Annotated in this window: 19 protein-coding genes; 11 read left to right on the top strand and 8 right to left on the bottom strand. The window is 69.6% G+C overall.

Annotated features, from left to right (window positions below; all coding sequences use genetic code 11):
* Positions 1 to 443 precede the first annotated feature (443 nt).
* A complete protein-coding gene (locus tag NGK70_RS17745; protein ID WP_251969819.1) occupies positions 444 to 1,115 on the bottom strand; it encodes a GntR family transcriptional regulator in 672 nt (223 codons plus the stop codon).
* Positions 1,116 to 2,774, bottom strand: a complete 1,659-nt coding sequence (locus NGK70_RS17740; RefSeq protein ID WP_251969818.1) for an AMP-binding protein — start codon at positions 2,772 to 2,774, stop codon at positions 1,116 to 1,118.
* Positions 2,775 to 3,014: 240 nt separating this feature from the next.
* Here NGK70_RS17740 and NGK70_RS17735 point away from each other — a divergent pair, with 240 nt between their 5' ends.
* From NGK70_RS17735 to NGK70_RS17710, 6 genes are all read left to right on the top strand, one after another.
* Positions 3,015 to 4,766, top strand: coding sequence for a thiamine pyrophosphate-binding protein (locus NGK70_RS17735; protein WP_251969817.1), 1,752 nt, complete (start codon positions 3,015 to 3,017; stop codon positions 4,764 to 4,766).
* 19 nt (positions 4,767 to 4,785) lie between these two features.
* A complete protein-coding gene (locus tag NGK70_RS17730; protein ID WP_251969816.1) occupies positions 4,786 to 5,976 on the top strand; it encodes an acyl-CoA dehydrogenase family protein in 1,191 nt (396 codons plus the stop codon).
* The gene (locus tag NGK70_RS17725) at positions 5,973 to 6,761 is read left to right on the top strand and encodes an SDR family NAD(P)-dependent oxidoreductase (RefSeq protein ID WP_251969815.1); all 789 of its coding nucleotides are present in this window, start codon (positions 5,973 to 5,975) and stop codon (positions 6,759 to 6,761) included. The genes NGK70_RS17730 and NGK70_RS17725 overlap by 4 nt, the downstream gene beginning before the upstream one ends.
* Before the next feature lie 20 nt (positions 6,762 to 6,781).
* Positions 6,782 to 7,855: a phosphotransferase gene (locus tag NGK70_RS17720; protein ID WP_251969814.1), complete on the top strand. Its 1,074-nt coding sequence runs from the start codon at positions 6,782 to 6,784 to the stop codon at positions 7,853 to 7,855.
* Between the two features lie 17 nt (positions 7,856 to 7,872).
* Positions 7,873 to 8,853 carry an AEC family transporter gene (locus NGK70_RS17715; RefSeq protein WP_251969813.1) on the top strand — a complete coding sequence of 327 codons (981 nt, stop codon included), beginning with the start codon at positions 7,873 to 7,875 and terminating at the stop codon, positions 8,851 to 8,853.
* A 150-nt stretch (positions 8,854 to 9,003) separates the two neighbouring features.
* Positions 9,004 to 9,651: a LysE family translocator gene (locus tag NGK70_RS17710; RefSeq protein WP_251969812.1), complete on the top strand. Its 648-nt coding sequence runs from the start codon at positions 9,004 to 9,006 to the stop codon at positions 9,649 to 9,651.
* A gap of 58 nt (positions 9,652 to 9,709) precedes the next feature.
* Here NGK70_RS17710 and NGK70_RS17705 read toward each other — a convergent pair whose 3' ends face one another.
* Positions 9,710 to 10,516 carry a 2OG-Fe dioxygenase family protein gene (locus NGK70_RS17705; RefSeq protein ID WP_251969811.1) on the bottom strand — a complete coding sequence of 269 codons (807 nt, stop codon included), beginning with the start codon at positions 10,514 to 10,516 and terminating at the stop codon, positions 9,710 to 9,712.
* Between the two features lie 71 nt (positions 10,517 to 10,587).
* Between NGK70_RS17705 and NGK70_RS17700 the strand changes: the two genes are divergently transcribed.
* Positions 10,588 to 11,307 (top strand): site-2 protease family protein, encoded by a 720-nt coding sequence (locus NGK70_RS17700; RefSeq protein WP_251969810.1) that lies wholly within the window; start codon positions 10,588 to 10,590, stop codon positions 11,305 to 11,307.
* 31 nt (positions 11,308 to 11,338) lie between these two features.
* On the opposite strand, the gene purT is transcribed toward NGK70_RS17700, so the two are convergent.
* The 5 genes from purT to NGK70_RS17675 all read right to left on the bottom strand — a co-directional run bounded on the left by purT (position 11,339) and on the right by NGK70_RS17675 (position 19,477).
* Positions 11,339 to 12,580 carry a formate-dependent phosphoribosylglycinamide formyltransferase gene (purT, locus tag NGK70_RS17695; RefSeq protein ID WP_251969809.1) on the bottom strand — a complete coding sequence of 414 codons (1,242 nt, stop codon included), beginning with the start codon at positions 12,578 to 12,580 and terminating at the stop codon, positions 11,339 to 11,341.
* An 88-nt stretch (positions 12,581 to 12,668) separates the two neighbouring features.
* The gene (locus NGK70_RS17690; RefSeq protein WP_251969808.1) at positions 12,669 to 13,604 is read right to left on the bottom strand and encodes an adenylate/guanylate cyclase domain-containing protein; all 936 of its coding nucleotides are present in this window, start codon (positions 13,602 to 13,604) and stop codon (positions 12,669 to 12,671) included.
* A gap of 144 nt (positions 13,605 to 13,748) precedes the next feature.
* Entirely contained in the window at positions 13,749 to 16,013 is a 2,265-nt protein-coding gene (rpoD, locus tag NGK70_RS17685; RefSeq protein ID WP_251969807.1) for an RNA polymerase sigma factor RpoD, read from the bottom strand.
* Positions 16,014 to 16,328: 315 nt separating this feature from the next.
* On the bottom strand, positions 16,329 to 18,365 hold the full coding sequence (gene dnaG / locus NGK70_RS17680) for a DNA primase (protein WP_251969806.1): 2,037 nt from the start codon (positions 18,363 to 18,365) through the stop codon (positions 16,329 to 16,331).
* Between the two features lie 62 nt (positions 18,366 to 18,427).
* A complete protein-coding gene (locus tag NGK70_RS17675; protein WP_251969805.1) occupies positions 18,428 to 19,477 on the bottom strand; it encodes a LacI family DNA-binding transcriptional regulator in 1,050 nt (349 codons plus the stop codon).
* A 200-nt stretch (positions 19,478 to 19,677) separates the two neighbouring features.
* On the opposite strand from NGK70_RS17675, the gene NGK70_RS17670 reads away from it, so the two are divergent.
* The 4 genes from NGK70_RS17670 to NGK70_RS17655 all read left to right on the top strand — a co-directional run bounded on the left by NGK70_RS17670 (position 19,678) and on the right by NGK70_RS17655 (position 24,932).
* The gene (locus NGK70_RS17670; RefSeq protein WP_251969804.1) at positions 19,678 to 20,649 is read left to right on the top strand and encodes a TRAP transporter substrate-binding protein; all 972 of its coding nucleotides are present in this window, start codon (positions 19,678 to 19,680) and stop codon (positions 20,647 to 20,649) included.
* 27 nt (positions 20,650 to 20,676) lie between these two features.
* Entirely contained in the window at positions 20,677 to 21,165 is a 489-nt protein-coding gene (locus tag NGK70_RS17665) for a TRAP transporter small permease (RefSeq protein ID WP_251969803.1), read from the top strand.
* Positions 21,156 to 22,448 carry a TRAP transporter large permease gene (locus tag NGK70_RS17660; protein ID WP_251969802.1) on the top strand — a complete coding sequence of 431 codons (1,293 nt, stop codon included), beginning with the start codon at positions 21,156 to 21,158 and terminating at the stop codon, positions 22,446 to 22,448. Before NGK70_RS17665 ends, NGK70_RS17660 begins: the two co-directional genes overlap by 10 nt.
* A gap of 132 nt (positions 22,449 to 22,580) precedes the next feature.
* On the top strand, positions 22,581 to 24,932 hold the full coding sequence (locus NGK70_RS17655; protein WP_251969801.1) for a glycoside hydrolase family 3 protein: 2,352 nt from the start codon (positions 22,581 to 22,583) through the stop codon (positions 24,930 to 24,932).
* Positions 24,933 to 24,961 lie beyond the last annotated feature (29 nt).

Genomic DNA, 24,961 nt, shown 5'->3' with positions numbered 1-24,961 from the left:
CAGCTGCAGACGCAAGGGCTGCACCAGTTGTCCCCGCTGTGGCAGACATGATCGTTGCAGCAGATCCCCCAATTACAGCAGATGCGGTGCTCGCAGCTGTTCCTACAGTAGCTACTGCCCCGGCTGTCCCGGCAACGGTTGACGGCTTAAGATCATCAGACATTCATACTCTCCTGTTCCTTGCAAAGTCCAATACCTTGGGAGGGCGATGGTCCGAGCCTTCTCTTCGTCAAATGCAACGAAACAGGGTTTCAAGAGTTCCGTCTCTCCCATCGCATCATCTTCGTCCGTAATTGCATGCGATGGAAGGTCGGAACCGTGATATTTCCGCACTATTTAACCGCGCCCCTCCCAATCGGGGGGGACATCTGGAATGGCTTTGCAATGAAAAGGGCCGCGCAAGCACCTCCCGTGCCTGCGCGGCCCCGGATGATCTGAGCGGATCAGCCAGCCGGAACCACCCCCGCCCCCAACCTCGCCACCAAAAAAGCCGACGCCTCCGTGATGTGCCTCCTCGCCAGCGCCTCGGCCCGCTCGCCGTCGCCCGCGCAGATCGCGGCGAGGATGTCCTCGTGTTCGCGCCAGATGTCGGCCGGCTTCTCGTCGCCGCCGAGCACGCCGCCCATCACGCGCTGGGTGTAGGTCAGGTGGGTGGCCAGGGCGGGCGCCACCAGGGTGTTGCCGGAGAGGGCGTAGAGCAGTTCGTGAAAGCGCGTGTCGGCGGCGATCATCTTGGTGACGGAGCCGGCGGCCACGGCGCGGCGGCCGGCGTCGATGAGCGGGGGGCCGAGTTTGGCCGCACGGTCGGCACCGCATTCGGCGGCGCGGCGGGCGGCCAGGCCCTCCAGTACGGCACGCATGGCGTACATGTGGCGGATGTACTCGGCGTCCAGCGGCGCGACGATGAGGCCGCGGCCCGAGGCGTCCTGCAGCACGCCCTGGTTGCGCAGCAGCATCAGGGCCTGCTGCACCGGCTGGCGCGAGACGCCCAGGGCCTGCGCGACCTGCTCCTGGATGACGCGGTCACCGGGTGACAGGCGCCCGGCGGTGATCTCGTCGAGCACGGCCTGCTGGACCTGCTCGACCAGGTTGGGCTGGCTGGCCAGGACTTTCATTCAGGCCTCCACCCGCGCTGTCTGAGGGGCCCGGGCCACCTCGGTCGTTTGGGCCGTTTGGGTTGTTTGGGTCGATTGGGTCGCCTGGGTTGCCAAGCTGATCAGCCGGTCGCGCAGCACGCGGTGCAGGATCTTGCCGGTGGCGGTGCGGGGCATGTCGGCGTCGGCGACGAAGCGGATCGCCTGCGGGCGCTTGAAGCCGGCCATGCGGGAGCGGCACCAGTCGAGCAGCTCGCGCTCGTCGAGCGGCTGGCCGGCGTGCAGCACCGCGACGGCCTCGACCGCCTCGCCCCACTTGTCGTGCGGCACGCCGATCACCGCCACGTCCTGGATCGCCGGGTGGGCGCCGAGGATGCTCTCCACCTCGGAGGGGTAGACGTTCTCGCCGCCGCTGATGATCATGTTGCTCTTGCGGTCCACGAGGGTGATGTAGCCGTCGGCGTCGCGCCGGGCCATGTCGCCGACCGAGCACCACTCGCCGCGGAAGGCTTCGGCCGTCTTCTCCGGGTTCTTCCAGTAGCCGTCGAAGACGTAGGCGGTGCGCGAGAAGAGCTCGCCCACCTCGCCGTCGGGCACCTCCTGGCCGTCGGCGTCGAGCAGGCGGATGGCGCCGGAGCCGGCCCATTCGCGCCCCACCGTGCCCAGGCGCTCGAGCTGCTCTTCCGGGCGCAGCAGCGTCACCCAGCCGGCCTCGGTGCTGCCGTAGAGCTCGTGCAGCTTGCCGTTGCGGAAGAAGTCGAGGATGGCGAGCTTGGTGTCCCTGCGCGCCGGGGCCGAGGAGATCATCAGCTTCTCAACCGCGCTGACGTCGTACTGCGCCTTCACGGCTGGAGGCAGCGCCAGCATCATGATGTAGTGGGTGGGCACCAGCGAGGTGAAGGTGACCTTTTCGCGCGCCAGGGTGGCCAGCAGCGCCTCGGGGTCGAAGCTGCGGCGGTCGTCGATCACGCAGGTGGCGCCCAGGTGCGTGAAGGTGTGGCTGAAGTACAGCGAGTTGGCGTGGCACATCGGCATCACCAGCAGCGCGGTGTCGTCGCGGGTGAAGCGCATCTCCAGCGCGGTGGCCAGGGCGATCAGCGTGCTGCCCTCGTGGCTGCGCATCGCCCCCTTGGGCTTGCCGGTGGTGCCGGAGGTGTACATCAGCGCGCTCATGTCGCCGGGCAGCACCTGCACGGCGGGCTCCAGGTCCGAGGCGGCGGCGATCAGCGCCTCATAGGACTGCCAGCCGGCGGGCGTCTGGGCGCCATCGGCCGCGCCGAAGTGGATCCAGCCGCCAGCGTCGATGGCCGCCAGCTCGGCGCGGATGGGCGCCACGCGCTCGACCAGCTCGTCCTGCACGATGAAGGCGCGCGCCTCGCTGTGGCTGGCGATGTAGGCGATCTCCGGCGCGGTGAGGCGGAAGTTGATCGGCACGGCCACCAGCCCGGCGCGCGCCAGCGCGGTGTACAGCTCCATCCACTCCACGCAGTTGTAGGCCAGCAGGGCGACGCGGTCGCCCTTGTCCAGGCCCTGCGCGCGCAGGCCGTTGGCCAGGCGGGTGGCGCGGTCGTGCCATTGCGCGAAGGTCAGGGCGCGGCGCGAGTCGCGGGCACCGATCTTGTGCGGGTGCAGCCGGGCGTGGGTGGCCACGGCGTCGGCCACGGTGAGCAGGTGGTTCATCGAGGGCTCCAGGGTAGGGCGGGCGGTGCGGGGCGCAGCAGCGCCACGAAGTTGTTGCCTCGATGTTAGAACTCTGAATTCAGAGTTCATATGGGGAATCACCTGATATGGAACTCTGAATTCAGAGTGCGACAATCCTGCATCGCAGGCCGCCCATGGCCTGCTGCCCCGCTTCTGGCGCCTTCTACCGCCTCCTACCGCCTTCCATCCACTCACGCCGCCGCCCCGCAGCGCCATCCCATGACCACTCCCCAGATCTCTGAACGCAGCGCCGCGGCGCTGGTGGCACGCTTCCTGAAGGCGCGCGGCGTGGACCGCGTCTTCGCGCTCTGCGGCGGCCACATCATGCCGATGTGGATGCGCCTGGACGCCGAGGGCATCCGCATCATCGACGTGCGCGACGAGCGCGCCGCCGTCTACATGGCCCACGCCCATGCCGAACTCACCGGCAGCCTGGGCGTCGCGCTGGTCACCGCCGGCCCGGGTGTGACGAATGCGATGACCGGCATTGCCAACGCCTTTGTGGCGCGCGCTCAGGTCCTGGTACTCAGCGGCACGCCGCCGCGCGGCCAGGAGAACCGCGGCGCGCTGCAAGACATGGTGCACACCGACTTCGTGCGCCCGATCACCCGCTACGCCCGCACCGTGCGCGAACCCGACCTGCTGCCCGGCGAGCTGGCTGAGGCGCTGGCCCGCGCCGCTGGCGAAGGCGGCGAGCCCGGCCCGGTGTACCTGGACATCCCGGTGGACACCCAGCGTGCCGAGGTCACGCCCGCAGTGCAGCTGCCCGAGCTCTTTGCACCCCGCCCGCTGCGCCAGATTCAGCCCGACCCGGCCGAGGTGGCCGCCGCCGTCGAGCTGCTCTGGTCGGCCAAGCGCCCGCTGGTGATCTCCGGCCGCGGGGCCAAGGGGGCGGGCCCGGCGCTGCGCCGCCTGCTGGACGCCACCGGCGCGCTCTACCTGGACACCGGCGAAAGCCGCGGCCTCGTGAGCGACGATCACCCCGGCGTGGTCGCGGCGATGCGTGGCTCGGTGATGGCTGAGGCGGACTTGATCGTCACCGTCGGCCGCCGGTTGGACTTCCAGCTCGCCTATGGCTCGCCAGCCATCTTCGGCGACGCGAAGTTCCTGCGCATCGCCGACTGCGCCGCCGAGCTGCGCGACAACCGCCGCGGCGCGGCCGAGGTCTTCGCCAACGTTGCCGCCACGCTGGAGGCCATGCTGGCCCTGGCCGCTGCGGGCAAGCGCGCATCCGCCACCGACCGCGCCTGGGCGCAGACTGTGCGTGCCCAGCACGAGGCCCGCGCCGCCAAGCTGGCCGCCTCGATGGCCCGGGCCGAGCCCGGCAGCGACGGCCTGATGCACCCCAACCGACTGCTCGCCGCCCTGCGCGCGGCACTGCCCGAGGACGCGGTGGTGATCGCCGACGGCGGCGACTTCCTCAGCTTCGCCCGCGTCGGCCTGCCGGCCGCCACCTACCTCGACCCCGGCTCGCTGGGCTGCATCGGCGTGGGCACGCCCTTTGGCGTTGCCGCGGCGCTGGCCTGCCCGGGCCGCACGGTGGTGGTGGCCACGGGCGACGGCGCCTTCGGCTTCAACGCGATGGAGATCGACACCGCTGCCCGGCACCGCGCGCCGGTGCTGATCGTGGTGGCCAACAACGGCAGCTGGGCCATCGAGGTGCGCGACCAGCAGGAGACGCACGGCCGTGTGGTGGGCACGCGGCTGCAGTTCGCCGACCACGCGGCGATGGCACGCGCCTTCGGGCTGCACGGCGAGCGCGTCGAGCGCGCCGAGGACCTGGACGGCGCCATCCGCCGGGCGCTGGGCGCGCTGCGCGAGGGCCGACCTGCGCTGCTTGATGTGTTGGTGACACCCGAAGCGGCCTCCTCGGATGCCAAATCGGGCCTGGCCTGGGTGCCGGACCTGCAGGCCCTCGGCGCCTGGGACGACGCCGAGAAGAACTGGCGCGCTGCCTCCCGAACGAACTGATGCACTGAAAGACTTCCGCATGGACTTCAACCTGTCTCCCGAACTGACCGAGCTGCAGGCGCGCATCCGCCGCTTTGTTGCCGACGAGGTGATCCCGCTGGAGCGCGACCCGCGCTGTGGCGCCCACGGCCCCGACGAGGCGCTGCGCGAGGAGCTGATCGGCCGCGCGCGCCGCGCCGGGCTGCTGTCGCCGCACGTCGCGCCCGCCTATGGCGGCCTGGGCCTGAGCCACTTTGGCCGTTCCATCGCCTTCGAGGAGGCCGGCTATTCGCTGCTCGGCCCGGTGGCGCTGAACGTCTTCGCGCCCGACGAGGGCAACATGCACCTGCTGGAGGAGGTCGCCACCCCGGCCCAGAAGGAGCAGTGGCTGCGCCCGCTGGCCGCCGGCGAGATCCGCTCCTGCTTCTGCATGACCGAGCCGGCGCCCGGCGCGGGCTCGGACCCGTCGATGCTGCAGACCACGGCCACGCCTGACGGCGACGACTACGTCATCTCCGGGCGCAAGTGGTTCATCACTGGCGCGGACGGCGCGCGGCTGGCCATCATCATGGCGATGGTGCCGGGCGTGGGCGCGACGATGTTCCTGTCCGACATGGCGGCGCCCGGCATCGTGCTGGAGCGCAACATGGACACGCTGGACCGCTGCTTCCCGGGCGGCCACGGCGTCGTGCGCTTCGACGGCCTGCGGGTGCCGGCCTCGGCCATCCTGGGCGAGCTGGGCCAGGGCTTCCGTTATGCGCAGGTGCGCCTGTCGCCCGCGCGGCTGACGCACTGCATGCGCTGGCTGGGCGCGGCGCGGCGCGCGCACGACATCGCCACCGACTACGCCCGCCAGCGCCAGGCCTTCGGCCAGGCCATCGGCCGGCACGAGGGTGTGGGCTTCATGCTGGCCGACAACGAGATGGACCTGCACGTCTCGCGCCTGACCATCCTGCACTGCGCCAGCGTGCTGGATGCCGGCCACCTGGCGCTGCACGAATCCAGCCGCGCCAAGGTGATCGTCTCCGAGGCGGTCTGGCGTGTGGCGGACCGCTGCGTGCAGATCCTCGGCGGCCAGGGCACCACCTCCGAGACCGCGGTGGCGCGCATCTTTGCCGACATGCGCGCCTTCCGCATCTATGACGGCCCGAGCGAGGTGCACCGCTGGAGCCTGGCCAAGCACATCCTGCGTGGCGTGAAGCCGCACGCCGCGGCCGGGGGCCACGCATGACGGCGGCCGTCGATTCCATCGTGGACCGCTTCAAGCTTGCCGGCCACGTCGCGCTGATCACCGGCGCCTCCAGCGGGCTGGGCCGGCACTTCGCGCAGACGCTGGCCGAGGCCGGCGCCACCGTGGTGGTCGCTGCACGCCGCGTCGACCGGCTCGACGAGCTGGTTGCGCAGCTGCGCAGCCAGGGGCGCGAGGCCATCGCACTGGCGATGGACGTGAGCGATGCCGCGAGCGTGAAGGCCGGCTTCGACGCGCTGGCCGCCAAGGGGCTGACGGCGGACGTGATCGTGCACAGCGCCGGTGTGGCCGTGTCCCGCCCGCTGCTGGACCAGACCGAGGCGGACTGGGACGGCGTGCTCGACACCAACCTCAAGGGCGCCTGGCTGGTCGCGCAGGAGGGGGCGCGCCGGCTGGTGGCCGCCGGCCTGTCCGGCAGCATCGTGCAGATCGCCTCGATCACCGGCGAGCGGGTGGCCGGCGGCGTGGCGCCTTATTGCGCCTCCAAGGCCGGGCTGATCCACCTGACCAAGGCGCTGGCGCTGGAGCTGGCGCGCCACCACATCCGGGTCAACGCACTGGCGCCGGGCTACATCGCGACCGAGCTGAACCGGGACTTCCTGGCGTCCAGCGCCGGGGAGAAGCTGCGCGCGCGCATCCCGCAGCGGAGCTTCGGCCGCGCCGAGGACCTGGACGGCCCGCTGCTGCTGCTGGCCAGTGAGGCGGGCGCCTTCATCACCGGCGGCGTGCTGGCGGTGGACGGCGGCCACCTGGTGAGCAGCCTGTGAGCGGCGGGATGACTGCGCCCATGAGCACCGCGACATCGGCCCTTCCCGACGCCGCTGCGCTGGCCGACTGGCTGCGCGCCCACGTGCGGCCCTTCCACGGGGGCGTACAGATCGAGCCGCTCACCGGCGGGCAGTCCAACCCCACCTACCGCGTGGAGGCCGGCGACCACCGCTGGGTGCTGCGCCGCAAGCCGCCGGGCGTGCTGCTGGCCTCCGCCCACGCGGTGGAGCGCGAGTACCGCGTGATGCGCGCGCTGGCCGACAGCGCCGTGCCGGTGCCGGCGATGCACGTGCTCTGCGAGGACGCGGCGGTGCTGGGCACGCCCTTTTACGTGATGGACTTCGTCGAGGGCCGGGTCTTCGCCCGCCCGGATCTGCCGGGGCTCACGCCCGCCGAGCGCGCGGCGATCTTCGACGCGATGAACGGCGTCATCGCCGCGCTGCATGCGGTGGACGTGGACGCCGTCGGCCTGGGCGACTACGGCCGGCCGCAGAACTACCTCGCCCGCCAGCTCGACCGCTGGACGAAGCAGTACCGGGCGAGTGAAACCGCTGCCGGTCTCGAACGCCACGAGCCGATGGAGCGGCTGATCGACTGGCTGCAGGCCAACCGCCCGGACGATGAGGCGGTGGCGCTGGTGCACGGCGACTTCCGCATCGACAACCTGATCTTCCACCCCAGCGAGCCGCGCGTGCTGGCGGTGCTGGACTGGGAGCTGTCTACCTTGGGCCATCCGCTGGTGGACTTCGCCTACCACGTGATGACCTGGCGCGTGACGCCCGAGGAGTTCCGCGGCCTGAAGGGGCACGACCTGGCGGCGCTGGGCATCCCCGACGAGGCGGCCTACGTCGCGGCCTATGCGCAGCGCACCGGACGCCCTGGCCGCAGCGGTCTCGATGGCTTGCCGAACTTCGAGTACCACCTGGCCTTCAACATGTTCCGCATGGCCGCGATCCTGCAAGGCATCCTGGCGCGCTCCCGCCAGGGCAGCGCCGCCAGTGCGGATGCCGAGCGCACCGGTCGCCAGGCCCGCCCGATGGCCGAGGCCGGCTGGCGCCTGGTGCAGCAGCTCGAACAGCGCCGGGCGGCCTGAACCGCCGACGCCACCGCATGCTGAAGATCCTCGAAGTCACCTTTCCCTTCTTTGCCCTGGTGCTGTTGGGCTGGTTCGCGGCGCGCCGGCGCTGGATGCCGCTGGAGGCCATACCGGGGTTGAACTACTTCGTGCTCTACCTGGCGCTGCCGGCAATGCTGCTGCGCTTCGCGGCGACCACGCCGATCGCGCGCATGTTCGACCTCAGCCTGTTCGGCACCTGGCTCGCCTGCGCGCTGGCGATGGTGGGGCTGGCGGTGCTGCTGGCGCGCCGCCAGCGCATCGGCTGGAACGATGCGGCCTTTGGCGCCCTGGTGGCCGCCTTCTCCAACTCCGGCTTCATGGGCGTGCCGCTGCTGGTCGACCTGCTCGGCCAGGGCGCCGCGGCGCCAGCCATCGTCACGCTGTCGGTGGACATGGTGATCACCTCGTCACTGTGCATCGCGCTCTCGCGCCTGGGCAGCCACGACTCGCAGGGGGCCGGACGCGCTGCGCTGAACGCGCTCAAGGGCATGCTGGTCAACCCGCTGCCCTGGGCGATCACCGCCGGCTGCCTGATCTCCGCCTGGCAGCTGGCGCTGCCGCATGTGCTGATGAAGCCCGTCGGCCTGCTGGCCGATGCCGCCTCGCCGACGGCGCTGTTCACGCTGGGCGCGGTGCTGGCGCGCTCGCAGCTCCAGGCCCGGGCCGGTGCGGTGGCGGGTGTGGTGGCAGGTGCGATCCGGCGCAGCGACGTCCCGCTCGTGGTCGGCCTCAAGCTGCTCGTCCACCCGTTGCTGGTCTACCTGGCCGGCCGCCTGGTGATCGCGCTCGGCTGGCCGCTCGACCCGCAGGCTGCCGTGGTGCTGGCGCTGGTTGCCGCGCTGCCGAGCGCCAGCAACGTGCCGATGTTGGCCGAGCGCTTCGGTGCCGACGCCGGGCGCATCGCCCGCATCGTCCTGCTGACCACCGCGGTGGCCTTCGGCACCTTCACGGCGACGGTGGCGTTGCTGACATAGCAGGGTAGGGACGGGCGCCGTGCAGGCGTGTTGCTGGAACGACGCGGCCCTGGGCGGCGCCGGCAACGCCTGCCATGATCGCGCCAGCCGGCCGGGCCTGTCGCCCGGCGCCGGACTGGCCGATCCCCACCCCACCCCCGCTGCACAACGATGCTCAACGCCCTCGCCACCATCGCCGTCCTGCACTGGGCCGTGCTGCTCGTGCCGGGTTTCAACTTCGTGCTGATCGGCCAGCTTGCCGCCGGGGGCTCGCGCCGGGCGGCGCTGGCGGCTGTCGTCGGCATGACCTCGGGCACGCTGATGTGGGCCACGCTGGCGGTGGCCGGGGTGGGCGTGGTGTTCACGGCGCACCCGCTGCTGCGGCAGGTGGCGCAGGTGGGCGGCGGGCTGTACCTGCTCTACCTGGCCTGGGGCCTGTTGCGCGCCGGCAAGGTGGCCGATGCGCCGGATCGCTCGGCGATGGACCCCACGGCGGCGCTGCGTGCGGGTTTCGTCACCAGCGCGCTCAACCCCAAGATCGTGCTGTTCTACGGCAGCGTCTTCGCCACCGCTCTGCCGGCCGAGCCGCCGACGGCGCTGGTGCTGGCCGCCGTCGCGCTGGTCTATGCCAACTCCTGGCTGTGGCACCTCTCGCTGGCACTGGCCCTGTCGCAGCCGGCGGTGCAGCGGGCCTACCTTGCCCACCACCGGGCGCTGACGCGGGTGTCGGCGGTGCTGGTCGGGGCCTTCGGCGTGCGCCTCATCGCGGGGGCACTGCAGGAGCTGCGGGCGAGGGCGGGGGTGAGCGAGGCGCAGTGAGCGAGGACGGGTGCGGGGGGCGGTGAGGAGGGCCGGTCGCCACGCCCGCGCCTTCAGGTCACGGGTTCCCGGCCGGTGGATCCTGGAAGCCGCCGGCCCGGTAGGTGATCACCAGGGTGTCGCGCCAGCCGGGGGCGCCGTCGAGCTCGGGCTGGATCGGCGTGGCCTCGTGGATCACGCGGGCGTCGTCGATCAGCAGGGCGCTCCAGGGCTCATCGAGGGTGAAGCGCACGCCGTGCGGGCCGTCGGCGGCAAAGACGCGGCTCTCGCCACCGCGCACGCCGTGGCGGTCCACCAGCAGCACGGCGACGAAGTTGACGCCGTCACGGTGCGCCCCTTCGGGCGTGGGCCGGCCGACGCCGCCGGTGGTGTCGATGCGGAAGGGGTGGACCTCGATGAACCAGCGGCCATCGAAATCGGGCTCGCTGCCGGTCGGGTGGGCGGCGTGGGCGAAGACCTCGCCCAGCGCCGCGGTCAGGCCGGCGAGGGCGGGGGTGTCGGCGAGCCCGGGGCCCAGCGGCTCGAAGTGGCGCAGCATGCCGCCGTGCAGGGCGTTGTAGGTGGTGGGCTGCCAGTGCGGCCGGTGCGGCACCGGCGCCAGCGTGTGGGCGGCGACGTCCTGCACGTAGCTGCCGTGGCGGCGGCGGCGGTAGCGGCCACCGTCCTTGAGGTGCTCGTCGCTGGGCAGCGCCTGCCAGGCCTGGGCCAGGGCCGCGAGCGCCGCGCTCGCCTGCCCGGTCAGGCCGGCAAGGCTGGCGGCGTCGAGCCGGACGAATCCCTGCGCGCGCAGCAGGGCCGCCGCTTTGGCAGCGGAGGGGTGGTGCAGGGGCTCGGGGTGAGGGAAGGCAGTGGCTTGGCTCGGCATGGGGCGTGATTGTGCCGCGGTGCCAGAATGCTCCATCGCAGCCACCAGGCTGCCGTCAGGGAGCGATCCGGGTGCTGAAACTGTTGCTGCTGCTCTTGTCGGGCGCCAAGCTGGGCAAGCTGCTGACCACGGGCGGCACGATGCTGCTGTCGGTGGTGGTGTATGCCTTCGTGTTCGGCTGGAAATACGCCGTCGGCTTCGTCGCGCTGCTGTTCGTGCACGAGGCGGGGCACTACGTGGCGGCAAGGCGGCGCGGGCTGGACGTGGGGGCGCCGACCTTCATCCCCTTCCTGGGCGCCTGGATCGAGCTGAAGGACCAGCCGCACGATGCCGAGACCGAGGCCTACGTCGGCCTGGGCGGGCCGCTGCTGGGCACGGTGGGCGCGATGGTGGTGTGGCTGATGGCGCAGAGCTGGCAGCTGCCCTGGCTGCTGGCGGTGGCCTACTCGGGCTTCTTCCTGAACCTGTTCAACCTGATCCCACTGTCGCCCTTCGATGGCGGGCGCATCACGGCAGTGCTGACGCCGCGCATCTGGCTGGTGGGCGTGCCGGTGCTGGGTGCGCTGTTCTTCTGGCGGCCCAGCCCGATGCTGCTGATCATTGCGCTGCTGGCCGCGCCCCAGGTGTGGAAGGCGATCACCTTCCGCCGCGACAGCCTGGAGGCGCAAACCTATTACGCCGTGGGCGCGGACGTGCGCTGGCGCTACGGGCTGATCTACCTGGCGCTGCTGCTGTTTCTGGCGCTGGCGACCTTCGAGGTGCACGAGCAGCTGCGCGGCCCGGTGCTGTGATCGCGTGACCGCGCAGTCGCGCCGCCGCTGCTCAGGCGCGGCGCGGCCGGACGAGCGCGGCGGCCTGCTTGGCGGTGCGGCGGGCGGCCTCGACATCGGCCGCGCGGGCGAGTGCCACGCCCATGCGGCGCTTGACGAAGCTCTCGGGCTTGCCGAAGAGGCGGACATCCGTGCCGGGCAGGCGCAGCGCCTCGTCCACGCCGTCGAAGACCAGGCCCGCGGCATCGACGCCGCCGTAGATCACCGCGCTGGCGCCCGGGCTCTTCAGGCCCGCGTCCACCGGCAGGCCGAGGATGGCGCGGGCGTGCAGCTCGAACTCGTTCTGCCACTGCGTGGTCATCGTCACCATGCCGGTGTCGTGCGGGCGTGGGCTGACCTCGCTGAACCAGACCTGGTCGCCCTTGACGAACAGTTCCACACCGAACAGGCCCAGGCCGCCCGGGCGGCCGTCCAGGGTCACGCCCAAATCGTCGGTCACGGCCTTGGCGATGCGGCGCGATTCAGCCAGAGCGGCCATACTCATCGGGTGCGGCTGCCAGCTTTCGACGTAGTCGCCGCTGACCTGCACGTGGCCGATGGGGTCGCAGAAGTGGGTCTCCACCTCGCCGTCGTCACCCAAGGCCCGCACGGTCAGCTGGGTGATCTCGTAGTCGAAGTCGATGAAGCCCTCGACGATCACGCGCCCGTGGCTGACGCGCCCGCCGGCCATCGCGTAGTCCCAGGCCTTGGCGACGTCATCCGGGCCGTCGATCTTGCTCTGGCCCTTGCCGGAGCTGCTCATCACCGGCTTGACGATGCAGGGGTAGCCGATGCCCTGGTGCCCATCCGTGCCGTCGATGGCGGCCTGCAGCTCGGCCAGCGAATCGCAGAAGCGGTAGGGGCTGGTGGGCAGGCCGAGCGTCTCGGCCGCCAGGCGGCGGATGCCCTCGCGGTCCATCGTCAGGCGCGCGGCACGGGCGGTGGGGATGACGCGCACGACGCCCTCGGCCTCCAGCGCCTGCAGCACCGGCGTGGCGATGGCCTCGATCTCGGGCACGACCAGCATCGGGCGCTCGGCGCGGATCAGCGCCTCCAGCGCCGCCGGGTCGCTCATGGCGATGGTGCGGGCGTGGTGCGCCACCTGCTGGCCGGGGGCGTGGTCGTAGCGGTCGACGGCGATGGTCTCGATGCCCAGGCGCTGCAGCGCGATCAGGACTTCCTTGCCCAGCTCGCCGCTGCCCAGCAGCATCACGCGGGTGGCGTTCGGGGACAGGGGGGTGCCGAGGGTCGTCATGGCGTTGTCCGTGAAAGGTCAGGGGGGGCAGAGGCGGGCGCTGCCAGGGTCAGCGGTCGTGGCCGGCGCCACGCGGCGGCGCTGCGTGTCAGAGCAGCGGCTGCGGGTCGGTGTCCTCGAAGCGCAGGACTTCGAAGGTCACGGTGGGAGCGTTCAGCACGCCCGGGTTCACGCCCAGGCAGATCACGCCGCGGCCGTGCAGGGTGCAGGAGCCGCGGCGCAGCGTGATGACCTCCGATTGGCGGCCGAAGCGCACGTAGGTGCCGTTGGCGCTCATGTCGGTGAGCTGGAAGGTGCCGCCGTGCCACTCGATGCGCGCATGCAGGCGCGAGACGCGGTTGTCGTCCAGGCAGTAGGTGGCCTCGTGGCTGCGGCCCAGGATCACCGGCAGGTTGCGCACGGTGTGGATGCGCGACACGCCGTCGCAGGACAGGCGGATGCCCTCGGGCACAGCGGCAGGGGCGCTGTCGCCGAACATGGTGGACATCGCGTCGGCGTGGCGCCGCGACTCCAGCCGCCAGGCCTCCACCGGCTCGACGCGGCCGCGCAGGTGCAGCCGCTCCAGGCGGCGGAAGCGCTCGCGCACCTCGGGCGGCAGGGGGGCGCGGGTCTGCGCGGTCACCAGGGTCTCGTTGTCGCCGCAGTGGTCGAGCAGGCGGGCGGCCACGTTCACCGCATCGCCGAAGCAGTCGCCGGCCACCTCGATCATCTCGCCGTGCGCGGCGGCGATCTGGATGCGCATCGCTGGCTGGCGCGAGGGCCGGGCCGCACCCATGATGCGGATCAGCGACTCGTGCACCTCCTCGGCCGCCCGCACGGCGGGCATCGGATCGGGGAAGACGGCCATCAGCCCGTCGCCGAGGGTCTTGATGACCCGTCCACCCTGGCTTTCGACAATGCGGGCCACCACCGCCACGCTGTGGGTGACGACCGACGCCGCCTCGGCATTGCCCAGGCTTTCGTAGAGCGACGTGCTGCCACGCAGATCGGCAAAAAGAACGGTACAAGTGACGGTCTGCGGCATCCGACCATTTTACCGTGCAGCAACGTGACGCAGTCCACGGCCGGAAACCCCAAAAAGACAAGGCCCGGGGGTGCCGGGCCTTGTTTGGGGGTATCTGAACAGGGGGGTGCCCTGAACTGATCAATCAGAGGTTGTCCGCCAACCTCACAGGTTGTCCAGATACGTGCGCAGCTTGTCGCTACGGCTCGGGTGCTTGAGCTTGCGGATCGCCTTGGCCTCGATCTGGCGGATGCGCTCGCGAGTCACGTCAAACTGCTTGCCCACCTCTTCCAGCGTGTGGTCGGTGCTCATCTCGATGCCGAAACGCATGCGCAGCACCTTGGCCTCGCGCGGCGTCAGGCTGTCGAGGATGTCGCGCACCACGTCGCGCAGGCCGGCGTGCATCGCGGCCTCGACCGGCGCCACGTTGTTGCTGTCCTCGATGAAGTCGCCCAGGTGCGAGTCGTCGTCGTCGCCGATCGGCGTCTCCATGGAGATCGGCTCCTTGGCGATCTTCATGATCTTGCGGATCTTGTCCTCGGGCATCTCCATCTTCTCGGCCAGCGAGGGGGCGTCCGGCTCGTAGCCGAACTCCTGCAGGTGCTGGCGCGAGATGCGGTTCATCTTGTTGATCGTCTCGATCATGTGCACCGGGATGCGGATGGTGCGGGCCTGATCGGCGATGGAGCGCGTGATGGCTTGGCGGATCCACCAGGTCGCGTAGGTCGAGAACTTGTAGCCGCGGCGGTATTCGAACTTGTCCACCGCCTTCATCAGTCCGATGTTGCCTTCCTGGATCAGGTCCAGGAACTGCAGGCCGCGGTTGGTGTACTTCTTGGCGATCGAGATCACCAGGCGCAGGTTGGCCTCGATCATCTCCCGCTTGGCTTCGCGCGAGGTGGCCTCGCCCTCGTTCATGCGGCGGTTGATTTCCTTGAGGTCCTCGATGGGCACCACCGCGCGCTTCTGCAGGTCGATCAGCTTCTGCTGCAGTTCCTGCACGGCGGGCAGGTTGCGGCCCAGCACGGCGCTGTAGGGCTTGCCCGCGGCGATTTCGCCCTCGGCCCAGGCCAAGTTCAGGATGTTGGGCGGGAAGACCTTGATGAAGTATTCCTGCTGCATGCCGCAGCGATCCACCACGATCTTGCGCAGCTCACGCTCGTAGCGGCGCACGTCGTCGACCTGCGAGCGCAGCAGGTCGCAGAGCTTCTCGATGGTCTTGACCGTGAAGCGGATGGTCATCAGCTGGCTGCTGATGGCCTTTTGCGCGCTGTTGTAGCCGGCGGACTTGTAGCCGTCGGCCTCCAGCGCCTTCTTCATCTTCTCGAATTCGCCCTGCAGCGCATCGAACTTGGTCAGCGCGTGGTTCTTCAGCTCTTCGAGCTTCTTGGTCAGCGCCTTCGAGCCGCCGTTGCCGTCGTCGTCGTCGCCTTCGTCGAATTCGTCGAAGTCTTCCTCGGCCACGTAGTCGTCGGCCTCTTCCTCGGAGACAAAGCCGTCCACCACGGCGGAGATCTGGTCGGTGCCGGCGCGGATGCGGTTGGCCATCTCCAGGATCTCGGCGATGGTCATCGGCGAGGCGGAAATCGCCAGCATCATGGCCTGCAGGCCACCTTCGATGCGCTTGGCGATCTCGATTTCGCCTTCCCGGGTGAGCAGCTCGACCGTGCCCATCTCGCGCATGTACATGCGCACCGGGTCGGTGGTGCGGCCGAACTCGGAGTCCACCGTGGACAGCGCGGCCTCGGCCTCTTCCTCGGCCTCTTCCTCGGTCGCGGTGCTGGTGTTGTTGCCCGAGATCAGCAGCGTGGCGGCGTCGGGCGCCTGCTCGTAGACCGCGATGCCCATGTCGTTGAGCATCGACACGATGGCTTCCAGGATCTCGGCCTCGACCAGCTTTTCGGGCAGGTGGTCGTTGATCTCCTGGTGCGTGAGGTAGCCACGCGTCTTGCCCATCTTGATGAGGGTCTTCAGCTCCGTGCGGCGCTTGTTGACTTCCTCGTCGGTGAGCGTGGTCTCGTCCAGGCCGAACTCGCGCATCAGCGCGCGCTCCTTGGCGCGGCTGACCTTCATGCGCAGCGGCTTGGCCTTGGGCTTGTCCTCCCCGGTGGCCTCCTCAGCGGCCACTTCGGTGACTTCAACGTCGCCCTCGACCTCGCCTTCGAGGTCCGCCTCGATGTCGCTGAAGTCTTCCTCGACCTCGTCGTCGCCCTTGGGGGCTGCCTTGGCCTCGGGCTTGGCGGCCTCGGCGGTGGTGGCCTTGGGCTTGCGGCCGCGCTTGGCGCCGCCTTCCTCGCCTGCGGCCTTGGGTGCCTTGACGGCCTTGGCCTTGGTGGCCTTGGCGGGCGCGGTCGCCTCGTCGGCGGCGATCGCAGAGGGGTCGTTGTCGGTCACGTCGGTCTTCACGGCGGCGCTCTTCTTCGCGGTCATACGTTTCCTCGGCTGCGGAACGTGATCTGGGGGCTCAGGGCTGAAAATCCAGGCACCCGGTCCAGGCCAGCGCGCGACCTGGTGCCCACCCGGCAACGCACAGCGATGCGGGAGCACAGGCCGGGCACGCGGGCACCCAGGCGGGGAGAGGGATCGTCAGGCGGGCAAGCTGGCGTGGACATGCTTTGGTGCAGCACTGGCGGGGTCGGTGGCCTGTCATGGAACCCTTTTCGAGGGTGGCCGGGTCCGGCAGTCGCTGCTGTCACTCTTGCCGCGTCGGAGCAAACACGGGATTATACCCACCTACCCTAGCTGCTACTTGGATCTGGTGGGTGTTCGTTGTACCCGCAATCGAAGAGCAGTTAGCCGCGAATTGAGGTCTCGGCCTCTTTCCATGTCGTCGGCGGTCGTTGGATTTGACTCCTGCCACAAGGTCCATTCGTCGTCAAGGCTTTGTAGCAGGAGCTTGTCAACGAGATGTTTTAGGTCGATCTCTGGGTCTGAGTCTGGCAATGGGTCAACCATCTCAGACACACGTCGTACAAGCGATTCCAGCTCGGTTCCTGATTCATTGCGCAATGCCTCCAGGATCGATGAAGCAGACACCGCCCCGTGTTCATGGAGTTCCCGCTCAATCACTGCGAAGGCCTGCCCGTGCGGCAAAGGTTGTTCTGCGAGAAGAGCTTGGGCTTCGGCGCTGAGGGTGTCCCATGCGTTACACCGGTGAATCAGCAACCAAACAGCTCGATCCAAGTGAGTCGCTGCTGATGCAAGTTGGCGGCGTGGTGCAGCTGAGCTACTGTCCCATCTGCTGCGATTCCAATCGTCGCGTTTCCAGGGACCGTTGCGTGGCCGTTGGCGTCGTTTCGTATCGTTGTCACCCAGGATGGAGTTGGTGTGGCTTTGGTAGTCGCCCGCGGCAGGACCGGAATAGACTGGCTGCAAATTCCAGTCTGGCGGAACACTGGAAGACAAAGTCGCTGAACTGTGGTGACTGGCAGATGTGTCTCCTCTATGGGCGGCTGGTTCTCCTCGGGGGTTTCGCTTCGTGTGAACCTGCCAATGGGCCAGCAACACTTCCCGGCCGATGCCGCCCTCGCGGGCCACCTCGGCGAGCAGCTGCTCGCGCAGCAGGCCGTCGGGCAATTGCTCCAGCAGCGGGCGGGCCTGCGCCAGCATGCGCGCGCGGCCCTCGGGCGTGGAGAGGTCGCAGCCCTCGCCGGCCACGCCCTGGAACTGGCGCGACAGCGGCAGCGCCTCGGCGATGCAGCGCTCGAAGGCCGGCGCGCCCTGTTCGCGCACGAAGCTGTCGGGGTCGTGCTCGGGCGGCAGGAAGAGGAAGCGGAAGCTGCGCGTGTCGGTGGCGTGCGGCAGCACCGCCTCCAGCGCGCGCCCTGCGGCACGGCGGCCGGCGGCGTCGCCGTCGAAGCTGAACACCACGTTCTCGGTGAAGCGCAGCAGCTTGGCGACGTGGTCGGCGGTGCAGGCCGTGCCCAGCGTGGCCACCGCGTTGGGGAAGCCCAGCTGCGCCAGCGCCACCACGTCCATGTAGCCCTCGGTGACCAGCACGAAGCCGCGCTCGCGGATGCCGGTGCGGGCCTCGAACAGGCCATAGAGCTCGCGGCCTTTGACGAAGACCGGCGTCTCGGGCGAGTTCAGGTACTTCGGCTCGCCCTGGTCGAGGATGCGCCCGCCGAAGCCGATCACCTCGCCCTTGGGGTTGCGGATCGGGAACATCACGCGGTCGCGGAAGCGGTCGTAGCGGCGCTCGGCCTCGCCTTCTTCCTGGCGGTGGATCACCAGGCCGGCCTCGACCAGCAGCGGGTCGTCGTACTGGGCGAAGCAGCTCGCCAGTGCGTGCTGGCCGGCCGGTGCATAGCCCAGCCCGAAACGGGCGGCGACCTCGCCGCTCAGGCCGCGTCGCTTGAGGTAGTCCACCGCCCGCGCGCTGGCCTTGAGCTGCTGGCGGTAGTGCTTTTCGGCCCGGCCGAGCACCTCCGTCAGGGTGAGCTGGCGCTCGCGGGCCTGGGCGGCACGCTCGCGCTCGGCCGGGCTGCGCTCGTCCTCCGGCACCGCCACGCCCAACTCGCCGGCCAGCTCGCTCACAGCCTCGACGAAGCCCAGGCCGCTCTGCTCCATCAGGAAACCGACCGCGTTGCCGTGCGCGCCGCAGCCGAAGCAGTGGTAGGTCTGGCGGCTCGGGCTGACGACGAAGCTGGGCGACTTCTCGCCGTGGAAGGGGCACAGCCCCTTGTAGTTGATGCCCGCTTTCTTGAGCGGCACGACGCGACCCACCACGTCGACGATGTCGGCGCGGGCGAGCAGGTCCTGGATGAAGCCGGGTGGGATCACCCGGGGAGTCTAGTGAGTCCGGCTGGCACCGGGGAAGATCCTGGCAAAAAGGGCGCGGCGGGTCAGGCCCGCTCGCCGCGGCGGCGCGTGCTGCCGCGCGGCAGCACGTGCGCGATCAGCGTCTCGTGGCCCCCGCCAGCGGCCTCGCCGCGGATGCGCTCGACCAGGCGCTGCATCGCGATGGCGCCCACCGCCTCGCTGCCCATGTCGACGGTGGTGAGCGCCGGGCTGGTGTAGCGCGAGTAGATGATGTTGTCGAAGCCGGCCACCGACACGTCGCCGGGCACGTTCAGCCCCAGCACCTGCGCCTGGCTCATCAGGCCGAGCGCGAGCAGGTCGTTGTAGGCCACCACCGCGTCGGGCGGCTCGCTGCACAGCAGCACCGAGGAGGCGATGCGCTCGCCCTCCTCAGGCACCGGGGCCTGCACGTCGTGCAGGCGCAGCTCGACGCCGCTGCCCTCGAAGGCCCGCAGCAGTCCGGCGTGGCGGTCCGCGCTCCAGCGTGCGCCGGAGAAGCCGACGTAGGCGATGCGCCGGTGCCCCAGGTCGCGCAGGTGGCGCCCGAGCATCAGCGCGGCCTCGCTGTTGTCGCTGCCCACGCTGAAGCAGCCGGGGTGGGAGGTGCGCCCGCCGTAGTACACCGCGGGCGGGCCGGCCTGCACCAGCCAGTCGAGCGACGCGTCCGACAACCGGGCGCTGACAACCAGGCCGTCCACGCGGCGGCTGAGTGCCTGCAGCATGGCCAGCTCGGGCATTTCGCCCTCGGCTGCGTCGGTGAACAGCAGGTTGAGGCCGGCCTGGCGGGCCACCCGCGAGGCGCCCTTGACCAGGCTGGTGAAGTGCGGGTTGAGGATGTCGAGGATGACGATGCCGACATTGCCCGTCTGCCCCGTGATCATGCCGCGTGCCAGCGGGTTGGAGACGTAGCCCAGCTCGCGGATCACGGTGGTCAGGCGGTCCTCGACCTCGCGGGTGAAGCGCTGGCCGCCGTTGATGAACTTCGACACCGTCGCGGTCGACACGCCGGCCGCCTGCGCCACGTCACGGATCGTGGCGGCCTTGCGGCGGCGCGTGCCGCCGGGGGCGGTGGGGTCATCGGAGAGGTCTGACATGGGCCGGGGTTGTCCTGACGGTCATCGGTTGCATCGGTGGTAGTTTACTGGATGGAGGGAAACGTTTAACTCCATCAGTTCAGGGATGTGGACTGCTGGTTATCCCTAGTCTTGGATCTGTTGACGGGGTATTCAGTTAAACGTTTAATTCGTTCCGCGCCACCAGTTGTCGTACAACCATCGAAAGAAGGAGACTTCTCATGCACTCAAACGCACGCGCCGCCGCCGTTGCTGCCGCCCTGGCCCTGGGCCTGGCCGCCGCACAGGCCGCCGAGTTCCGCTCAGCCGACATCCACAACTCGGACGACTACCCGACGGTGGCCGCCGTCAAGCACATGAGCCAGCTGCTGGAGCAGAAGAGCGGCGGCAAGTACAAGATCAAGGTCTTCAACAAGGGCGCGCTCGGCAACGAGAAGGAAACGATCGACCAGGTCAAGATCGGCGCGCTGGAGATGGCCCGCGTCAACATCAGCCCGATGAACGGCGTGTGCCAGAAGACGCTGGTGCCGACGATGCCCTTCCTGTTCAGCTCGATCGAGCACATGCGCCGGTCGCTGGACGGCCCGGTGGGCGAAGAGATCCTGAAGTCCTGCGAGGACCAGGGCTTCATCGGGCTGGCGTTCTACGACTCGGGCGCCCGCTCGCTCTACGCCAAGAAGCCGATCAAGACGGTGGCCGACGTCAAGGGCATGAAGGTGCGCGTGCAGCAGTCCGACCTGTGGGTGTCGCTGGTCGGCGCCATGGGCGGCAACGCGACGCCGATGCCCTTCGGTGAGGTCTATACGGGCCTGAAGACCGGCCTGATCGACGCCGCCGAGAACAACATCCCGTCCTACGACAGCGTCAAGCACTACGAGTCGGCCAAGTACTACTCGCGCACCGAGCACTCGATGGCGCCCGAGATGCTGCTGATGTCCAAGATCGTCTGGGACAAGCTGCCCAAGGCCGACCAGGAGATGGTGCGTGCCGCGGCGAAGCAGTCGGTCGCTTTCCAGCGCAAGAAGTGGGACGAGCAGGAGAGCAAGTCGCTCGCCGTGGTCAAGGCCGGTGGCGCCGAGATCATCGAGGTGGACAAGAAGTCCTTCCAGGCGGTGATGGGCCCGGTGTACGACAAGTTCATGACGACGCCGGACCTCAAGCGCCTCGTCAAGGCCGTCCAGGACAGCAAGTAAGCCCGCAACCTTGAAAGGCAAGCGGCCATGTACACCAAGTTCTGTGCGGCCCTGTCCAAGCTCAGCCTCGTGCTGGCGGTGATCGGGCTGATCGCGGTGATCCTGTGCGTGCAGTACCAGGTGATCGGCCGCTACGTCTTCAACGACACGCCCACCTGGGCGGAGGCGCTGGCGATGCTGCTGGTGCTGTTCGTCACGGCCTTCGGGCTGGCGGTGGGCGTGCGCGACGCCGGCCACATCGGGCTGGAGTCGATGGTGGCACTGCTGCCGCAGCGCTGGCGGCGCCGTGTCGAGCTGCTGATCCATGCGCTGGTGGGCCTGTTCGGCGCGCTGATGGTCCAGGGCGGCTGGCTCTGGATGGTCGCCAAGTGGGGCGAGAAGAAGCCGATGCTGCCCGTCCCGGACGGCATCGACTACCTGCCGGTGGTGATCGCCGGCGTGCTGATCGTGCTGTTCTCGATCGAACACATCGTCGCCATCCTGCGCGGCGAGGAAGTGGTGCCGGCATGGAATTGACGGTTCTTGCGGTGAGCTTCACCGCCCTCTTGCTGCTGGGTGTCCCGGTGGCTTTCGCGATCGGCCTGTCCTCGGTCGCCACCATCGTCGCGGCCGGGCTGCCGACGGCCATCGTGTTCCAGAAGATGGTCGGCGGGATGCAGGTGTTCAGCTTCCTGGCCATCCCCTTCTTCGTCTTTGCGGGCGAGCTGATGCTCTACGGCGGCATCGCCGAGCGCATCGTGAAGTTCGCCAACAGCCTGGTCGGCCATGTGAAGGGCGGCCTGGGCATGAGCAACGTGCTGGGCTGCACGATCTTCGGCGGCGTCGCCGGCTCCCCGCTGGCGGACGTGTCGGCGATCGGCTCGGTGATGATCCCGCTGATGAAGAAGGACGGCTACGACCCCGACTACGCCGTCAACGTCACCACGCACGCGGCCCTGGTCGGCGCCATCATGCCGACCTCGCACAACCTCATCATCTTCACGCTGGCGACCTCCGGCATCGCCTCGGTCAGCGTGCTCAGCCTGATGCTCGCGGGCCTGGTCCCGGCGATCATCCTGACGCTGTGCAACCTGGCTGCCGCGTACTGGGTGGCGGTCAAGCGCGGCTACCCGGTGCGACCGGGCGGCTTCGGCGGCTGGTCGCTGGTGCTGGCAGCGTTCCTGGCATCGCTGCCGGGGCTGCTGGTGGTGGTGATCATCCTGGGCGGCATCCTGTCGGGCGCGTTCACGGCGACCGAATCGGCCTCCATCGCGGTGGCCTGGGCGCTGCTGATCACCGTGTTCGTCTACCGCTCGCTGACCTGGCAGAACTTCCTGAAGGCCTGCGCCAAGGCCTGCAAGACCACCGGCGTGGTGCTGCTGTTGATCGGCATCTCGGCCGCGTTCGGCTACTTCATGGCGCTCTACGAGGTGCCGCAGCGCACCGGCGAGCTGATGAAGGCGGTCTCCAGCGAGCCGTGGGTGATCTTCCTGATGATCAACCTGCTGCTGTTCATCCTGGGCACCTTCCTGGACATGGCAGCGACGATCCTGATCTGCACGCCGATCTTCCTGCCCATCGCGATGCAGTACGGCATGGACCCGGTGCAGTTCGGCATCGTGATGCTGATCAACTGTGCGCTCGGCCTGAACACCCCGCCGGTGGGCAGCGTGCAGTTCGTCGGCTGCGCGATCGGCGGTATCTCGGTGGGACAGGTGATGCGGACCATCGCCCCGTTCTACCTCGCGCTCGGTGCCTGCCTGATGCTGGTGACCTACGTGCCGGCCTTCTCGCTGTGGCTGCCCGCGCTGTTCAAGTGACCCGTTGAGGAGCGGCCCTCAACGAGGCCGCTCTCCCCGCTCCCTCCCGATCGACGACGCCGGAACCCGACGCCCGTGCCCTCACCAGGGCGGGCGGCAGGTCGGCTCACCCCTGCACTGGAGACACCCCACATGCCCCCCATCACCCGCCCCATGCGGCACCTGGCCACCCCGGTGGCGCTGGCAGCCGCCCTCGCTGCCCTCGTCGCCGGTTGCGCCAGCACCGGCGCACCGACCGCATCGCTGTCCGCTGCGGTCGATGCGCCCGAGTTGCAGGCGCGCGTCAAGCCCATCCGCACCGCCGCCGACGGCACGCGCTACAAGGACCTGAACGGCAACGGCCGGCTCGACGCCTACGAGGACTGGCGCCGCCCGATCGATGCGCGCATCGACGACCTGGTCGCCCAGATGACGCTGGAGGAGAAGGCCGGCCTGATGCTGATCGACACGCTCAACGGCGGCTGCGGCGGCGCGGCGCCCGACAAGGCGGCCAACTTCGTCAACACGCAGAAGATGCACCGCTTCATCTTCCGCAACGTGGTCAACGCGGTGGGCACCTGTGGCCCGGACCGCGGCTTTCGCGCCGGCTCGCAGCTGACGCCGCAGCAGGCCGCGCAGTACACCAACGCCGTGCAGGCGATGACCGAGGCGACCCGCCTGGGCGTGCCCTCGCTGTTCAAGTCCAACGCGCGCAACCACTTCGAGCGCGATGCGCGCGTGGGCATCAACAACTCCTCGGGCGTGATGACCGAGTTCCCGAAGGAGGCCGGCCTGGCCGCCGCCGCGCTGGGCGACGAGTTCCTGAAGACCGGCCGGGCCACGGTGGGCGACATGGCCGCGGTCAAGCTCTTTGCCCACGTGATGGGCGAGGAGTGGAAGGCCATCGGCCTGCGCGGCATGTACGGCTACATGGCCGACCTGGCCACCGAGCCGCGCTGGTACCGCGTGCACGAGACCTTCAGCGAGGACGCCGACCTGGCGGCGAACATCATGAAGACGCTGGTGGAAAAGCTGCAGGGCGGCCCGCTCAACCCCGCCTCGCCGGTGGCGCTGACGCTCAAGCACTTCCCCGGCGGCGGCCCGCAGGAGCTGGGGCTGGACCCGCACTACGCCTTCGGCAAGAACCAGGTCTACCCGGCGGGCAACTTCGGCTGGCACCTCAAGCCCTTCAAGGCGGCGATCGACGCGGGCGTCTCCTCGGTCATGCCCTACTACGGCGTGCCGATCCAGGTCACGCACGAGGGCGTGACCTATGAGCAGACCGGCATGGCCTTCTCGAAGCAGGTCGTCACCGACCTGCTGCGCGGCAAGCTGGGCTTCCAGGGCTACGTCAACTCCGACACCGGCATCGTCAATGACCGCGCCTGGGGCCTGGAAGGCCGGACGGTGCCCGAGCGCGTCGCCGCGGCGATCAACGGCGGCACCGATACCCTGTCGGGCTACAGCGACGTGAAGACCATCACCGACCTGGTGCAGGCCGGGCTGGTGAGCGAGGCGCGCGTCACCGAGGCGGCCCGGCGGCTGGTCAGGCCGCTGTTCCAGCTGGGCCTGTTCGAGAACCCCTATGTGGACGAGGCGGCGGCCAACGGCATCGTCGGCCGTGAGGTGTACCGCCAGACCGGTTTGGACGTGCAGCGCCGCTCGATCGTGCTGCTCCAGAACCAGGGGCAAAACCAGGGAGCCTCTGGCGCGCGCACCCTGCCGCTGCCGCCGGCCGCGCGCACCTACACGATGGGCCTGGACAGCGCCGACGCACAGAAGTACTTTGCCCAGGTCACCAACGGCGAGGCCGGTGCCGACGGCAAGGCGCTGGCGCGCGATGCAGCTGGCAACGTCGTCGGCCGTCCGTCGGCGGCCGGCTTCGACCGTGCGGTGATCCGGGTGGAGATCGGCAACGCCGGCACCAACGGCTACCGCAGCAAGGACCCGGCCACCGGCGCCAACCCGGCTTTCCTGAACCCGCTGACGGGCAAGCCCTGGGGCGAGCAGGATCCCTGCGTCACCCACCCCGCCGCCAACCCGCAGTGCGTCGACGATGCCTACGTCGGCGGCCCGACGCCCAACGGCCTGGTCTTCGGCGGCGCCTTCCCCTGGGAGGCCAACCACCTGTCGTTCACCACGATGGCAGCGTCCAAGTCCTGGCGCATCTCGCCTTCGCTGGCCGACATCCAGGCGGTGATGAAGGAGATCGGCCCCGAGAAGGTGGTGCTGAGCATCAACTTCCGCCAGCCCTACGTGATCGACGAGGCCAGCGGCCTGCGCCGCGCCGGGGCGATCGTCGCCGGCTTCGGCGTCAGCAACACCGCGCTGCTGGACGTGCTGACCGGGCGCGAGCGGGCCACCGGGCTGCCGGTCAAGCCGCGGGGCAAGCTGCCCTTCGCGCTTGCCAGCCACCTGCAGGCCGTGATCGACAACCAGCCCGATGCACCCGGCTACCCGGCGAAGGACACGCTGTATCCGTTCGGCTTTGGTCTGACCTACTGACCTACTGACCTCTGGCCTTTGAAGGAGAA

Source organism: Sphaerotilus microaerophilus (assembly GCF_023734135.1).
In the GTDB taxonomy this organism is placed as follows: Bacteria; Pseudomonadota; Gammaproteobacteria; order Burkholderiales; family Burkholderiaceae_C; genus Sphaerotilus; species Sphaerotilus microaerophilus.
Note: the sequence above shows the minus strand (reverse complement) of the source record. Positions and strands in the feature narration are given on the sequence as shown.